The sequence below is a fragment of the Sphingomonas sp. UYP23 genome, from assembly GCF_054059235.1.
The window spans coordinates 23,787-39,265 of sequence record NZ_JBSSBX010000004.1; the positions used below are offsets into that span (position 1 = coordinate 23,787).

Consider the following 15,479-nt stretch of genomic DNA (forward strand, 5'->3'; position numbering starts at 1 on the left):
TTTACTCTCCTTGTATCCGGCCTAATTCGCCGAAATTATTGTCGCGGTAGCGATGAAGCTTTCTTGAGCGCAATGGTCACAAGCCACACGGCGAGAGCGCGAATTCATAGCGTGGCTCCCTCTTTGGAGAAGGAGATATCGTGGCAACGATAATCTCCGCATCCTCATCGCCACGCTCCAGCTGTATACGCATCTGCGCAAGGCCGCGCCGCACGATGCTCTTCATGGTGCTCAGAGGAACACCTTTCTGCGCAGCGAGCTCAGCGTACGTCAGACCACCGAAGAACGCGGAGCGGATGGCCGATTCCTGCTCTGGCTTCAACGCGTTCAGCGAGCGTTGGATTTGTGCGGAGTTTTCCGACGCAAGCAATTGCGTTTCGCCATTTGGAGCGCTGTCTGGAACGTCGTACGTGTCGTTCGTGATCTCGGTGCCGCGAACCGCTTGCGCGCGACGCCAGTCGATAGCGCGATTTCGCGCGATCGCGGCAAGCCAGGTAATCGGGCTTCCTCGCGCTGGGTCCCACGCCCCAGCGCGCTTCCAAATTGCAAGGTAGACATCGGCGAGCACGTCCTCGGCAGCTGATCGCTCGCCACAAATTCTAAAACAGATCCCGAATAGCTTGTTGCTCGTTAGCGAGTAGACGATTCGGAATGCGTCGCGGTCTTCATGGCCGGTACGGAGCAATGCATCGGCCAAGCGCGCGCGAGCATCATCCCGATCGCTGTCGATCGACGGACTTTCCGAACACGCGACCGAGGCTGGCGCGTCAAGAAATTTGCTCAAAATCATACCGCGGTATGACTGCAGCACCCTGGCAAAAAACAGAAGGTTCGGAATCTACTCACTCGCGATAGCATTGCGGCTCCATCAGCCGGCGCTCGCGACTCCCTACCGCGAAAACTATTTGGGGACGTCTGGACGTCTGCGCTCGGCGGCAAGCGCCTGTCGAGCAAGCTCGGGCAGCGACTTTGCGTCCATCGTGAGCATGATGGAGGCTCGGTGGTTTTCAACCGTTCGCTGGCTGATAGCGAGATCGGCCGCTATATTTTTGCTGGGATGACCGGCGAGGACAAGGTCCATAATCTCGCGCTGACGCGGCGTTAGTTCCGCCACATGGCGCGCCGCGGTTTCCTCAAAGGCACGTACAAGGTTTGCGTCACGCGATCGTGCGAGTGCCCGCGCGATGCTCGCCATCAACGCTTCTGTGCCGATGGGCTTCTCGATAAAATCGCACGCCCCGGCCTTCATTGCCGCGATTGCCAGCGTGAGGTCATTGGTGCCGGTCAGCATGATTGTCGGCATGGGATTGCCCATCTTCTGCAGACGTTCAAGCAATTCAACCCCGCTGATGCCGGGAAGTCCGGCATCGAGCAGCACACATCCCGCGCGGTCCGATTGGTACGCGGCAAGATAGGATTCGGCATCGGGGAAATCTTCCACGACATGGCCGTCATCCTCGAGCACGTCACGGATCGACGTTCGCACATCCGCATCGTCATCCACGACGACGATTACGGCGTCCGACGTGGCTACACGGTCCGACCGGGGTAAAGTGGAAGCCGGCTCGCCCTTGCCCAGCAGTGCCTCAATGGCTGCGTTAAGCTCATTGGCTTTTACGGGCTTGCTCAACAGCACGCAGTCACTGGCGGCGATCCTCGTTCGGGTCGCCCTGGAAATGTCACCCGTCAGTATGATGCCGGGCACAGGGTGATCCAGCGTTTTCCGAATTTCTCCTAATATTTCGAAGCCATCCAGGGCGCCCGGTAGATTGTAATCCGCCAGGACAAGATCCGGGCGGAGCGCCCCTTTCGCGACCAGGGCGAGCGCGGCCGTGCCGTTCGCCGCCCCGCGCACTCGGTGGCCCCTTGCCGTCAATAATTGTTCGAGCAGGTCACGTACGTCCGGATCGTCCTCGACGATGACGATCGTGCCGGTCTTTGCCGCTGGTTTTGGCTCATCTATTGCGGCGACTGCGCGAGCAGCGGTGTGGGTCGCGATGGGAACCTCGATCGAAAACACCGAACCTTTGCCCAGCTTGGACCTCACACCGATGTCGTGATCAAGCAGCGCGCCCAATCGCTGGACGATCGAAAGCCCGAGACCAAGGCCCTTGCTACGCTCGCGTGCCGCGTTGTCGATCTGGTGGAACTCGTCGAAAATGGCGTGCCGTTGATCCTCGGCGATACCGATACCGGTATCCCAGATTTCGATCCGCATCTTCGTCCCGGTCTGGCGACACCCAAGCAAGATGCGTCCCCCGGTTCGCGTATATTTCATCGAATTAGCGAGCAGGTTGCGGACCATCTGCTCAAGCAGGCGCGGATCGCTATGGATGTGGAGCGCGCACGTTCGGACGCGGAGTTCGAGGTGCTGCGCCTCGGCCTGGTACGTAAATTCGTCCCGCATGCGGTCGAACAGGTCGTCGAGCACGAAGTCTATCGGCTCGGGCTGCACGACCCCCGCCTCGATCTGGTTGATGTCGAGCAGGGCGTTGAGCATCCCCGTCATCGCATCCAACGTCTGCCCGAGCCGGGTAACGAGCTTCGCAGGCTTTTCGCCCTCGACCGAACGCGCCAGTAGCGCCTGCACCAGCGACAGTGATTGCAGCGGTTGACGCAGATCGTGACTCGCCGCGGCCAGGAAGCGCGATTTGGCGATATTCGCCAATTCTGCTTCGCGCTTCGACGCGTCCAATGCCTTCGCCGAACTTTTCCGCTCGGTAATGTTGGTGAAGGTGATGACTACGCCTTCGACCTTTTTGTCGTGCGTGTAGTAGGGCAGAATACGTCGCACGAACCAGCTTCCGCCCGGCACTTCGATTTCTTGTTCGATCGCCGCAGCGCCCTTGAGCACTTTCCTCGCGTCATCTTCGAGTTGGTCGTCGACTGCGAGCGCGCGGAGATCGGCCAGCGGACGGCCGATGTCGCCGGGAATTACGTTGAATACGGCGCGGGTGGCCGGGGTAAAGAACCGGATATGGAGATCGGGGTCGAGAAACAGGGTCGCGACGTCGGTGCTATACAGCACGTTCTGCAGATCGTCCGAGGCCGAGCGCTGACGTTCGAGTGTTTCCTGCAGCTGACCGTTCAGCGCCGTCAGCTCTTCGTTCAGCGATTGCAGTTCCTCCTTCGAGGTCAGTAGCTCTTCATTGGTCGACTGGTATTCCTCGTTGACCGAAAGCGCTTCCTCATTGATCGCCTTTTGCTCCTGGTTCGATGTTTCCAAGCCATCCAGCGCGATGCGCAGTTCATCACGCGTGAGCGCAAGTTCATGTTCGAGATCTCCGACGCGGGCATTGGTTGCCGGTGTTTTTGTCTTACTGTCGCTCTGCGCACCGGCCTGATCGTCGATGAAAGCAACGAGCAGTAGTTCTTCGCCTTCGCTGGTGACACCCTGGACGTCGATGCCGAAGGCGGTAGTGCCGATACGGCTGTGCCCGATGAAAACGCGTGGATTGTCTTTGCTGACCCGGCGGATCGCGGCGCGCAGTTTCGCGCGCAGCGCCGGTGTCGCCATCTCCAGCAGATCATGCGATGGATAACCCGACGCGACCTGCAGGTAGCGATCGGTCGGCCCTAGAGAATACAGACATTTACCGGTGCGATCGATCAGCACTGCGGCAGGCGCGTGCGTCTCCAGCACCAGGCGGCGCGTCAGGTCGGCAAAGCCCGACGCGCGCGTGGGCGCGAGGTTAGATGCATCACGCACCGGCGCGGCTTTGTCCGCCGCTGCCTCTATATCGAAATCGGAAAGTCCAAGCCTGCCATGGCCGATCTGGCGGTAGATCCGTTCGGTCTTGGCGACCACCTCGAAGCGCCCCGCTGTGTTGCTGATCGTCTCCGCGCTGCCCAGCAGAAGCATCCCGCGGTTGCGTAGCGCGAAGTGGAACAGGGAAATGACCTTCGCCTGCGCCCGCGGCGTGAGGTAGATGAGCAGGTTGCGACACGAGATCAGGTCGAGCCGTGAAAAGGGCGGATCGGACAATACGTCTTGCACGGTGAATACGATCGCACCGCGCAATTCGGAATTGACGCGGTAGCCGCCCGCTTCTTCCTCCACGAAAAATCGCTTCAATCGCGCCGGCGTGATATCGACCGTGATGGTGGCGGGATAGACGCCCTCGCGCGCTTTGGTGACGGCGTCGGCATCGACGTCGGAGGCGAACATCTGCAGCTTGAGCGGGCGCTTGGACGCCGCGATTGCCTCCAGAAACAAAATCGCGAGCGAATAGGCTTCCTCGCCGGTACTGCATCCAGCAACCCACACACGCAACGGCTGGTCCTTGTCGTGGTGCTCCACCAGATCGGGAATTACTGTGCTCGCAAGCATATCGAAGGTCTTGGGGTCGCGGAAAAAGGTCGTGACGTTGATCAGTAAATCCGCCGCGAGCAGATCGCGCTCGCTCGCATCCTTGCGCAACAGCGCAAGATATTTTGGCACCGCATCCAGCCGGATGTTGGCGAGCCCCAAGCGCCGCTCGATCCGCCGTTGTATCGTGCCGGGCTTGTAGAGGCGAAAATCGTGCGGTGTTTCCCTGCGAAGTTCGTCGATGATGTCGGCGACGCCCGGCAAGCTGGCAGTGTTGTTCGCCGTATTGTCCTTGGCAAAGGTGGCGAGGGCTTCCGGCATCTGTTCAATCTGCAGGGTCGCATCGACCAGGCCGGTATCGATCGCACTGGTCGGCATGGAATTATGTTCGGCTTCTGCCGGATCCTGCGCGATGACGAGACCTCCGCGGTCCCGGATGCTTTGCAAGCCGTCGCTGCCGTCGCCATCGAAACCTGACAGGATGATCGCGGCGATCGGGTGCTCCGTCCCTCGCGCCATTGATTTCAACAAAAAGTCGAACGGCTTGCGCGATCCTCGTGGCGCTTCCGGGGCCGAGACTCGGAGCACTTCTCCGGACACCGAGAGGTAGGTGCCCGAGGGAATCGTATAGACGTGGTCGATCTCGATCGCGGCACCATCGGTTGCCTCAACGACCGGCATCGGCGTGTGTTTGGCCAGCAGTTCGGCCATCAGGCTCTTGTGCGTCGGGTCGAGGTGCTGGATTAGAATGAACGCCATACCGGGGGATTGCGGCAGGGCATCGATCAGCTTGGTGACAGCTTCAAGGCCTCCCGCCGATGCGCCCACTGCCACGATCGGAAAGTTCGCTTTGGATGCAGACACGACAGCACCTTCCACCAAGCCGGTTTCGGTGCCGCCGGTTTGCCGATCTAGGAGCCGGGTTGGTGCGTTCGGCTCGCTGCTGTTATCTACCATGGCAAAGGGTTATCACGTCCACGAACGAACCGCGCATGCTAAGTTAAGGTACCTGCCAATTGAAGTCGTAGGTATTTTCCGACCCTGTGCTTTCGGTCGGAGCGCCCCCACTACATCTGGATGACAGCGTTGCGTATCCTCATCGCTGAAGACAACGCGATGATCGCAATGTTTTTGTCAGATCTGCTGGAAGCCTTGGGTCATAGCGTCTGCGCCATTACCGAAACCGAAGCCGCGACCGTGGCCGCGGCGCTTCTCCACCGTCCCGACTTGATGATCGTCGATGAGGGTTTGCGCGACGGCAGTGGGATTACAGCGGTTCAGGATGTAGAGACGAAGCTGCCGATGCCGCATATTTTCGCTACTGGCGATTATTACAGCGTGTTGAGAGCCAGACCCGAAGCGATCGTATTGCAAAAGCCCTTTAATGCCCCAGCGCTGGTCCGCGCAATCGAACGCGCGACGAAACGTGCAATTACCGTCAGCTAATCTGCGGCTCCCAGGATACGTGGATCTCACAACGCACCGTCTTCTTCGCCCTGCCCGCCTGTTTGCGGCAGGCATCCAGCGCATCGCGGTTCGTGATCATCGGCCGGTTGCCCGACACGATGCCAGCAAACGAGCCTGGCGACCCGGCACGCATCAGGTGTTGACCGCCTTCCCACAACGGCATGCGCAACGTGCGCGCCGCCATCCATTCCGGCCATAGCCAGCTTGCCGGCATGGCACGCATGATCGGACCAGCGAGGACTGCCCATAGCAACATGCCTGCCGCGAGACAGGCCAGACCACAGGCCAGACCGACGGGTTGTACCCCGCGGAGTGGTGTAGAAACACCGATCCTCGGTCAGGCCAAGGATGATCAGGCTGCCAGTGCTGGCAGGCTGATGCGTGGGTTATCGCTCAACGCGCCGATCGTTTCCAGCGTCATGTAACGGCGCGATACCGACCACTCATCGTTCTGCTCAAGCATGAGCGCGCCGACGAGGCGGATGACCGCGGCGGTGTTGGGGAAGATGCCGATGACATCGGCCCTGCGCTTGATCTCCTTGTTGACGCGTTCGAGCGCGATCGTGATCGCACACACTGCGCCTACCGCTAGCGAGATGATCGCGAGCGTGTGAAGCCAAGCTGGAAACGTCGCGAACATCATTGCATGGACTGGCTTATCGGAACGGCTGCCGGGTGTAGCTTTCCGTCTGCGAATACGTTCCCGGGGGTCGCGATCATTGCGGCGAACCGGCCGTGGCCCATTCCGCCGCCCTCCTGTTTATCCAGTTCCCCGTCCCCCTATTTGTGGACCATATCTTTCATCATGGCATCGTGATCTTCGGGCGCGCTGGCGACGGCCGCCTTGTATTGCGCCGGCATCATGCCCGGCAGTTTGCGGACGAATGCCACCATGTCCCAAATCAGCGGGTCGGGATGGGTGCGACCCCATGCCGGCATCGCGCTCAGCTTGACGCCGTGCTTGATGATCCAGAATTGCTGGGCGGCCGTGAGATCTTGCGCCATCGCCAGCTCGGGGGCTTGCGGGTAAAGTCCTTGGCTCATTTCGGACTTCTCAACGCCTGGGCCCAAATGGCATCCCGAACACATTTCTGCGTAGAGGCCGGCACCGGTCGATATCCGCTGCGCGGAAGCAAGATCGGCCGGAGGCACGATCCCGCGTGCATGGGCCTGGATTGACCGATCGCGAAGGTTTTCCAACAGCGCGTAAACAGCCGGGGTGTGGGGCTCGTCCGCCGCAATATTATAAACGCCAAGGTAGATAAACGCAGCTGCGCCAAGCGCCACGATCCCGGCCAGCGCGCCGACAAAGGGTAGGCTGGGCAGGTGCCGCCTCAAGTCACTTCGATTCATGCTGCACCTCCTTGATCCTCCGGCTTATCAAAACCAAAACCTCACGCCGGCAACGAAGCTCGTCGTCTGCGGCTTCTTGCCTTCGGCACGAGTGAAGTCGGCGGTGCGCCCGGTCTGCGCGAGGTAAGACACGCCGACATAGGGGGCGAACTGCCGGCGCAGCTCGTATCGAAGCCGCAGTCCTAACTCGGCGTCGGTCAGCCCTGCGCCAAGCCGGTTCTCGGGCACGTCCTGCGCTGCCAGGTTCAGCTCGACCCGAGGCTGCAGGATCAGCCGCTGGGTGATGCGCTGATCGTAATAGCCTTCAAGACGGCCGAGCAAATCGCCCTTGTTCGACAGGAACAGCGCGCCGTTGACCTCGAACATATAGGGCGCGAGGCCCTCGAACCCGACCGTCGCATAGGTGCGGGTCGGCGAGGGCTGGAAGTCATGGCGAACGCCCGCCTGAAGATTGAAATACGGCCCGATCGCGCGACTGTAGAGCGCCTGCACCTCGGCGTTTTCGACGCCCTGCCGGAACGCGCCGTCACCCTCGGTTTTGAGCCACAAGCGATTGATGTCGCCGCCAAACCACGCCTCGCCATCCCAGCGATAGCCGTCGTGGCCCTGCCGCGCCTGAAACTCCGCGAGATTGAACATCACCTGGTAGAAATTCTGGCCGCCCTCCTGTCGCATCAGCGCCGCGCGCCCGTGCTCCATATTGTCGTTGGGAAAGAACCGATCGGCATAATGATCCGTGGGCGGCGCGGGTGCGGGCGCGTTTCCGGCGGGAAGCGCTGTGCCGGTCTGCTCCACGCCGGGCATCGCCATCCCGGCCATACCCGCCATGTCCTGCATGTCGTGGCCGCCATGCTGATCAACCGGCATCTTCATGCCGGGCATCGGCTGCATCCCTGCCATCGGCTGTTGCGCGCCCGGTGCCTGTGGGGGCGTGCTGGCGGGCATGTCCATCCCGGGCATCGCCGAATGGTCCATCCCGTTCATCCCGGCCATCGGTGCGGCCGAGCGCGGCGCTTTACGCTTCGCGGATACGGGGCTCGCCTTGGCGGGTCGCTTGCTTTTTGGTGTTGCGACGGCGGGCTTCTGCTTGGCCGGCATCGTCATCCCGGGCATATTCATGCCCTGCATCGACTGTGCTGCTACAGGAGCCGCGATCATAAGCATGGCGGTCCCCGCCAGTGTGGAAGCAAGGCGCTTCATGCCGCTTCCCCACGGGGGCGGACACTGACGGTCCGCATCATTCCTGCGTGCATGTGGTAAAGCAGATGGCAGTGGAACGCCCAATCGCCGATGGCATTGGCGGTCAGATCCCACGTCACTTTGCTGCCCGGCTGCACGATGACGGTGTGCTTTCGCGGCGCGTGGTCACCGTGCCCCGTTACGAGTTCGAAAAAGTGCCCGTGAAGGTGGATCGGGTGTCCCATCATCGTGTCGTTGATGAGCGTCACGCGCACGCGCTCGCCCTCAACAAACGCGAAAGGCTCCATCGTGTCGGACATCTTCACGCCATCGAACGACCACATGAACCGTTCCATGTTGCCGGTCAGGTGAATGTCGAGACTGCGTGCAGGCGCGCGCACGTCGGGGTTACGATCGAGCGCCATCAAATCGCGGTACACGAGCACCTTGTGCCCGACATGCTCCAATCCCTGACCCGGGTCGCCCGTCCGGTCCATCGGCATCGGCGACATCGTCTGTACGCCCGGTCCCTTCTTCACCTGGGGCGCTTTCGAGAAGTCGCGCATCTTCATCGAGCCCATGTCCATCGCACCTTTGCCACCTTGCGGAGACATATCCATGCCGGCCATGCCTCCGGCACTACCGCCAGCCGCCATCGCGCCCTGGTCCATGACCGCGTGGTCCATGCCGGGCATCGCGCTACCACCCGGCGTCATGCTGCTCATACCCATCGCGCCCGCAGCCGTGCCGGCGCCAGAGGTGGTAAGTTTGGCCGAAGGATTCTTCTCCGCCGTAGGGTCGGGGCCGCGCATCTGGCCGCCCGACATATCCATGCCGCCCATCGACGACATATCCATGCCCATGTCCTCCATCGTCGCAAGCGGGCGCGGCCGAAGTGCTGGAACCTCGGCCGCCATGCCCGCGCGCGGGGCAAGCGTTGCGCGCGCCAGTCCTGATCGGTCGATCGCTTCGCCCACAAGCGTATAGGCGCGATCGTCGGTCGGAGTGACGATCGCGTCGTAGGTCTCGGCGACGCCGATCTGGAACTCGTCGACCTCGACGGGCATGACATTTTGCCCGTCCGCCTGAACGATGGTGAGTTTGAGGCCGGGGATGCGGACGTTGAAGGTCGTCATCGACGACGCATTGATGACGCGCAGCCGCACGCGCTGCCCCGGTGTGAACAGCGCCGTCCAGTTATCGCGTGGGCCATGCCCATTGACGAGGTAGGTATAGGCGGGGCCGGTCGCGTCCGAGATGTCGGTCGGGGACATCCGCATCTTGCCCCACTGGATTCGATCTTTAAGCCGCTGATCCGCTCCGGAAAGAAGGCCCGCCAACGTCTGCTGCTGATAGCTGAAGTGGCCGGGGTCGACCTTCATGTCGCGGAAGATGGCTTCGGGGCTGAGCTGGCTGTGGTCGGATAGCACGATAACGTGCTCGCGATCGGACTGCACCGGATCAACGCCGGCCGGATCGATCACGATCGGGCCGTAATGCCCAAGCTGCTCCTGAAGCCCCGAATGGCTGTGATACCAGTAAGTGCCGTTCTGCCTGATCGGAAACTCATAGACGAACGTCGAGCGGGGCTTGATGCCCGGGAACGACACACCCGGCACGCCGTCGAACTGCGTCGGAACGAGCAACCCGTGCCAATGGATTGAACTGTCCTCGTCGAGATCGTTGATAACGCTGAGGCGCACGTTCTGCCCCTCGCGCAACCGGATCAGCGGAGCTGGCACAGTGCCGTTGATGCCGATCGCCTTTGACGGGCGACCATCGATCATCATCGTCTGGCGCGCGATCCGCAGCGTGATGTCGTTGCCGGTGACGGTCGGGCGCGGCGTAATCATCCCTGCCGAATTGGTCTGCGCCCAGGCAGGCATGTAGGCCGATAGCGCGAGTCCGCCTCCCGCGAGGGCGGCCCCGCGTAGCATCTGGCGGCGGTCGATAATGCGGCTCATATGGTCCTCAAGGCTCTCGAACGGGAGTGTCCCTCAAGCATTCATACGCGGCCGGCCGCGCTACCCCTCAGGCTCGGCTGAATTGTTCCAACAGCTTCGCGCGGGCGCGATACAGACGGGTTTCAACCGCCTTCTCGCTGATCGATAACACGGCCGCGGTCTCGGCCTGGCTCAGCCCTTCGATCGTTCTAAGAACCAACGGTTCCTTCAGATTGTGCGGCAGGCGGGAAATGGCGCGTGTGACGCGGTCCAGTTCCTGCCGATCGCCGGCTATATCGTCGATCGCTCCCCTGTCGTCCGCGATCGCCTCGGCCTCCATGCCGATCGGGAGTGCGAAAGACAGAAAGCGGCGCACCGTCCGCTTCCTGCCCCAGTCACGGCATTTGTTGATCGCGATGGTTGATAGCCATGCGCGCATCGAACGGTCGCCGTCAAAGCGAGGTAGCGCCTGATGAGCGGCGACGAATGTCTCCTGCACTAGGTCGAGCGCCTCGTCGGCGTCGCCACAACAAGCGCGGACGGTGCGGAAGATCGATTGGCGATGCCGACGCATGATCTCGGCAAAGGCGGCTTGTCTGCCGGCGATGCTGAGCGTCGCAAGCTCTCCCTCGGATAGCGTCGTCCAGTCGAGACTCACCGCGCGTCGTCGGTAAGCGCCTTGACCACCGCCTGATCGAACTGCCTGGTCTGGTTAGGCCGGAGAAGCTCCCGCATCGCGAATATGTGGACGAGCGTCGCCTTCTGTAGCTCGCCCATGACGGCGTGGCTTTGGTCGACCGCTGCGGCGACACGCGGGCCATTGCCGTGCTCGGCCTCGATCGCATCCGCGAGCTTGGCATTGTCAGCTTTCAACTCAAGTTCGAACGCACGCCGTTTCACCGCGAAACGTTGTTCCAACACTTGCAGACGCGCTTCCTGTTCCGCGTCCAGCGCCAGCTTGTGATGCAGCACGTCGTGCAGCTCCGCGCCGGGCTGCACGGGGACGGGAAGAAGCGCGCGGCCGACGAACACGCCGCCGGTCGCGGCGATGAAGCACGCGATTACGCACAACGTGATCCGTGCATACCCGCTCATGGCGCGCCGATGAGCAATGTCGATGGTGCAAGTGGTGACACTGGCCCCAATGGAGACAGCGCCGATACCGTATGGGCCTCATGGGCGGGAAAGCCCGCCCCGAATATGCCCATGACGAGCGCCGCCGCGATCGTCATTGCGCCGACGCCCATGCCGGCGCGCACAGCGGGTCGAGCGGCGATGCGCGCCAGCACCCTGGCTTCGAGTCCATCGAGGCTCGCGGGCACGGGTGCGTGCGCCAGCCTCGCCAATACTTCGTCGAGGTCGTCCATGTCTTTCACTCCGCCTCTCTAGCATAGGGTACGCGAGGGCGGCTCCTACCCCTCAGCATGGATTGCAATGAAGGGTAGGCAAAAGCAGTGAGCGATCGTGCTGAGCCGGCCTCGTGAGGGTTAACCGCCTGCGCCGCGTAGATTCCGATAGTTGACCATCGCAGCGGATAGGCCTTGACCCTGACATGATGTCAGACCCTACATGCTTTCGGGTCGAAGGAGTTTCATGTCATGAACGACCCACAATCCCGATCCCAGGCAACGGGCTGCGGCTGTTCGGCAAAGGCAGCGTCTGAGGCGGCTATTGCGCCATCGTCCTGCTGCTCGAACGCACCAGTGATGGCCGAACAAACGAGCAAGGCGGGCGGTTGCTGCTCTGGCGGCAAGGCCGCCGAGAGCGCGGCGACGGTTACGGACCCGGTGTGCGGGATGACGGTCGATCCGGCGAAAACCGCGCATCATGCCGAGCACGCCGGCCAAACCTATCATTTTTGCAGCGCCGGTTGCCGAACCAAGTTCGTCGCCAACCCTGACGCCTATCTCGGCGACAAGCCGAAGCCTGAACCAACGGCGACGCCGGGAGCGATATGGACGTGTCCCATGCACCCGCAAATTCGTCAGGAAGGGCCGGGAACGTGCCCGATTTGCGGCATGGCGCTCGAACCGGAAGAACCGTCGCTCGATGACGGGCCTAATCCTGAGCTGGTCGATTTCACGCGCCGGCTTTGGGTGGCGGGCGTGCTCGCCGTGCCGCTGCTGGCGATCTCGATGGTCGCCGAAATGCTCGGCATACATGTCGTCAGTCCTGCGGCATCACCTTGGATACAGCTCGCGCTCACCGCGCCGATCGTGCTGTGGGCAGGCTTGCCTTTTTTCCAGCGGGGATGGACCTCGCTTCGCACCCGCCATCTCAATATGTTCACGCTGATCTCGATCGGGGTCGGTGCCGCCTTCGTTTACAGCTTGGTCGCGACGGTCGCGCCCGGCATCTTTCCCCCGACCTTCCGTATGCATGGGGGCGTGGTCCCAGTTTATTACGAGGCGGCCGGGGTGGTGGTGGCGCTGGTGCTGCTGGGCCAAGTCCTTGAATTGCGTGCCAGGGCGGCGACCGGGCGCGCGATCCGCGCCCTGATGGATCTTGCCCCCAAGACGGCGCGTCGGGTGCGTTCGGACGGGTCAGAGGAGGAAGTCAGCCTTGCCGACGTGGCGGCCGGCGATCGACTGCGCGTTCGCCCTGGCGATGCGATCCCCGTTGATGGCGTGGTGGTTGAGGGACGCTCCTCGGTCGATGAATCCATGCTCACCGGCGAGCCAGCACCTGTCCTCAAGGAGGTCGAGGCGGCCGTCACCGGGGGGACTGTCAACAGCACGGGCAGCCTGGTCATGGAAGCGCGCGCCGTCGGCTCGGATACGATGCTGGCGCGGATCGTCCGCATGGTTGCGGACGCGCAGCGCAGCCGTGCCCCAATCCAGGCGGTCGCCGATCGGGTGTCTGGCTGGTTCGTACCGCTGGTCGTGCTGATTTCGATCGCGACATTCGTGGTGTGGTCACTGGTCGGCCCGGAACCGCGCATGGGCCATGCGCTCCTCAATGCCATTGCCGTCCTCGTCATTGCCTGCCCCTGCGCACTCGGGCTCGCCACGCCCATGTCAATCATGGTCGGCACAGGACGTGGCGCGACAGCCGGCGTGCTGGTGAAGAACGCGGAAGCGCTACAAGGGCTCGAAAAGGTCGATACGCTGGTCATCGACAAAACTGGCACGCTCACGGAAGGGAAGCCGAAGCTCATCGCCGTCCAGACGATCGGCGCGGTCGTAGAGAACGACATGCTAGCGCTTGCCGCGGCCGTCGAAGGGCAATCCGAACACCCGCTCGCGCACGCAATCGTCGTTGCCGCCAAGGATCGAGGATTGCAGCTCGGCACGGTCGCCGATTTCGCATCGCAAACCGGTCTCGGTGTCAGCGCCACGGTCAATGGCCGCTCGGTCGTGATCGGGAACGCCGCACAAATGAGCAGGGTTGGTGCTGATCCCAAGCCGCTCGATGCCGATGCCGATCGTCATCGTAGCGAGGGCGCAGGCATCATCCTGGTGGCGATAGATGGCGCTCTTGCCGGCATGCTCGCGGTCGCCGATCCGGTGCGCGCTAACGCCGGGGAGGCAATCGCTGCACTTCGCCAGCAGGGGCTCCGCGTCATCATGCTGACTGGCGACAATCAAACGACCGCCGATGCGGTCGCGCGCGCCGTCGGCGGACTGGACGACGTTCGCGCCGGCCTGCGGCCGGAAGACAAGGCGCGTATCATTGGCGAGCTTAAGGCGAGCGGTGCCAAGGTTGCGATGGCGGGCGACGGGATTAACGACGCTCCCGCTCTTGCCGCCGCCGATGTTGGTCTGGCGATGGGCACGGGAACGGACGTGGCGATCGAAAGCGCCGGCATAACGCTCACACGCGGCGATCTCTCAGCGATCGTGCGCGCCCGCAAGCTCGCACACGCGACGATGCGGAATATCCGCCAGAACCTGTTCTTCTCGTTCCTGTTCAACGGGATCGGCGTGCCGGTCGCGGCCGGGGTGCTCTACCCCGTGGCGGGCATTCTGCTCTCGCCGATGCTGGCCGGCGCGGCGATGGCACTTTCGTCCCTCACCGTGGTCCTCAACGCGCTGCGGCTGAACACGGTGAAGCTATGAACATCGGCACGGCATCCGACGCCAGCGGCGTCTCGCAACGCATGGTCCGTCACTATGAGAAAATCGGTTTGGTACCCGCGCCACCCCGGCGCGGGAGCTACCGGGACTATTCAGAAAGCGATGTTCATCGGCTGCGCTTTATCGCCAACGCGCGCGACCTAGGGTTCCCCATCGAGGAAATCCGCACGCTGCTGGGACTCTGGTCGGATCGCGCGCGGTCGAGCGCCGAGGTAAAGGCCTTGGCGCAATCGCGCGCTGCCGAACTTGGCCGCAAAGTCCGCGCCTTGGAAGCCATGCGCCGATCACTCACTGAACTTGCGCAGTCCTGTCACGGGGATGATCGCCCCGATTGCCCTATCATCGAGCATTTGGCCGAATAGCTCCTGCTGCTACGAATTACTCGACAACTGCGAGGATCGAAACCGAACAGTTATGGCGCGGGCGCAACCCGGATCATACATCGCACCGTCTCGCGCTTTCGAGCTGCGGCCTTGCTGCACGCCTCGATCGCTTCGCGGTTCGCCGTCACGATCCTGTCGGCCCCGACGATCCCCCGATAGGTAGCCGGATCTGCGGTCGCGAGGAGCTGTCCGCCCGCCTGCCACATCGGTAAATCCACCGCGCGTGCCGCCATGCGCTCGGGCCATTGCCAGCTCGCCGGCGCAACCTCGCGCGCGACAAGGCCGGGCAAAATCGCCCATACAAAAATGCCAATCGCCGCCCCGCCCAGCCCGAACCATAGCTGCCGGTTCCTCTGGTCGGCCCGTGTCCATGCGGACCCGGCGATGGCGCGAAGGTCGGCCATGACGCGCGCCTTGTCCTCGCCGGCCTTGGCGAGTGCTGCCTGATCCTCGCGCCGGGCGGCGCTGCCTGCCGCAGCGATACGCTGCGCCATCTGCTCGGGCGTCATCGCCAACGCCGGAGCCTGGGCGAGTATCTGGCCGATCGCATTAATCCGGCCGGTCGCGGTGTTCACGTCCTGCTGGAGCATCCCAAGCGTCTCGGTATAGTCGGGCACGTCGATCGTGCCGCGCTCGGCCGCCAGACCTTCCACCGCGCGGCGCAGCAACGCCAACTCGCGGTCCTGGCCTTCAATTGCGGCGCGCAACCGGTCGAACGCTTCCGCCGGATCGCCGCCTTCCTGAATATCGTCGTCCTGCATCGCCTTCC

The 15,479-nt window shown here is 62.6% G+C and carries 13 protein-coding genes and 1 pseudogene; 3 read left to right on the forward strand and 11 right to left on the reverse strand.

The features are described from left to right. Window positions 1–76 precede the first annotated feature (76 nt). Window positions 77–790 carry a sigma-70 family RNA polymerase sigma factor gene (locus ACVWYO_RS24535; RefSeq protein ID WP_457355702.1) on the reverse strand — a complete coding sequence of 238 codons (714 nt, stop codon included), beginning with the start codon at window positions 788–790 and terminating at the stop codon, window positions 77–79. Between the two features lie 111 nt (window positions 791–901). Continuing rightward, window positions 902–5,266 (reverse strand): CheR family methyltransferase, encoded by a 4,365-nt coding sequence (locus ACVWYO_RS24540; protein ID WP_457355704.1) that lies wholly within the window; start codon window positions 5,264–5,266, stop codon window positions 902–904. Window positions 5,267–5,395: 129 nt separating this feature from the next. On the opposite strand from ACVWYO_RS24540, the gene ACVWYO_RS24545 reads away from it, so the two are divergent. Then, complete coding sequence (locus ACVWYO_RS24545) at window positions 5,396–5,755, forward strand: response regulator (protein WP_457355706.1); 360 nt, start codon at window positions 5,396–5,398, stop codon at window positions 5,753–5,755. Here ACVWYO_RS24545 and ACVWYO_RS24550 read toward each other — a convergent pair. The 8 genes and pseudogenes from ACVWYO_RS24550 to ACVWYO_RS24585 form a co-directional block, all read right to left on the reverse strand. Next, window positions 5,748–5,999: a DUF6118 family protein gene (locus tag ACVWYO_RS24550; protein WP_457355708.1), complete on the reverse strand. Its 252-nt coding sequence runs from the start codon at window positions 5,997–5,999 to the stop codon at window positions 5,748–5,750. The genes ACVWYO_RS24545 and ACVWYO_RS24550 overlap by 8 nt on opposite strands. Window positions 6,000–6,128: 129 nt before the next feature. Beyond that, window positions 6,129–6,341 (reverse strand): annotated as a pseudogene (locus tag ACVWYO_RS24555) (transposase); the annotation flags it as partial. Between the two features lie 215 nt (window positions 6,342–6,556). After that, entirely contained in the window at window positions 6,557–7,129 is a 573-nt protein-coding gene (locus ACVWYO_RS24560) for a c-type cytochrome (RefSeq protein ID WP_457355710.1), read from the reverse strand. Between the two features lie 27 nt (window positions 7,130–7,156). After that, window positions 7,157–8,329, reverse strand: a complete 1,173-nt coding sequence (locus tag ACVWYO_RS24565) for a copper resistance protein B (protein WP_457355712.1) — start codon at window positions 8,327–8,329, stop codon at window positions 7,157–7,159. Then, window positions 8,326–10,272: a copper resistance system multicopper oxidase gene (locus ACVWYO_RS24570; RefSeq protein WP_457355714.1), complete on the reverse strand. Its 1,947-nt coding sequence runs from the start codon at window positions 10,270–10,272 to the stop codon at window positions 8,326–8,328. Before ACVWYO_RS24570 ends, ACVWYO_RS24565 begins: the two co-directional genes overlap by 4 nt. Window positions 10,273–10,339: 67 nt before the next feature. Further along, window positions 10,340–10,909, reverse strand: coding sequence for an RNA polymerase sigma factor (locus ACVWYO_RS24575; RefSeq protein ID WP_457355716.1), 570 nt, complete (start codon window positions 10,907–10,909; stop codon window positions 10,340–10,342). Then, complete coding sequence (locus ACVWYO_RS24580; RefSeq protein WP_457355718.1) at window positions 10,906–11,346, reverse strand: periplasmic heavy metal sensor; 441 nt, start codon at window positions 11,344–11,346, stop codon at window positions 10,906–10,908. Before ACVWYO_RS24580 ends, ACVWYO_RS24575 begins: the two co-directional genes overlap by 4 nt. Beyond that, window positions 11,343–11,618 (reverse strand): hypothetical protein, encoded by a 276-nt coding sequence (locus tag ACVWYO_RS24585; protein ID WP_457355720.1) that lies wholly within the window; start codon window positions 11,616–11,618, stop codon window positions 11,343–11,345. Before ACVWYO_RS24585 ends, ACVWYO_RS24580 begins: the two co-directional genes overlap by 4 nt. A 339-nt stretch (window positions 11,619–11,957) precedes the next feature. On the opposite strand from ACVWYO_RS24585, the gene ACVWYO_RS24590 reads away from it, so the two are divergent. Further along, on the forward strand, window positions 11,958–14,309 hold the full coding sequence (locus ACVWYO_RS24590) for a heavy metal translocating P-type ATPase (RefSeq protein ID WP_457355722.1): 2,352 nt from the start codon (window positions 11,958–11,960) through the stop codon (window positions 14,307–14,309). After that, entirely contained in the window at window positions 14,306–14,689 is a 384-nt protein-coding gene (cueR, locus tag ACVWYO_RS24595; protein ID WP_457355724.1) for a Cu(I)-responsive transcriptional regulator, read from the forward strand. The genes ACVWYO_RS24590 and cueR overlap by 4 nt, the downstream gene beginning before the upstream one ends. 50 nt (window positions 14,690–14,739) lie before the next feature. On the opposite strand, the gene ACVWYO_RS24600 is transcribed toward cueR, so the two are convergent. After that, window positions 14,740–15,471, reverse strand: coding sequence for a DUF6118 family protein (locus tag ACVWYO_RS24600; RefSeq protein WP_457355726.1), 732 nt, complete (start codon window positions 15,469–15,471; stop codon window positions 14,740–14,742). Between the last annotated feature and the right edge of the window lie 8 nt (window positions 15,472–15,479).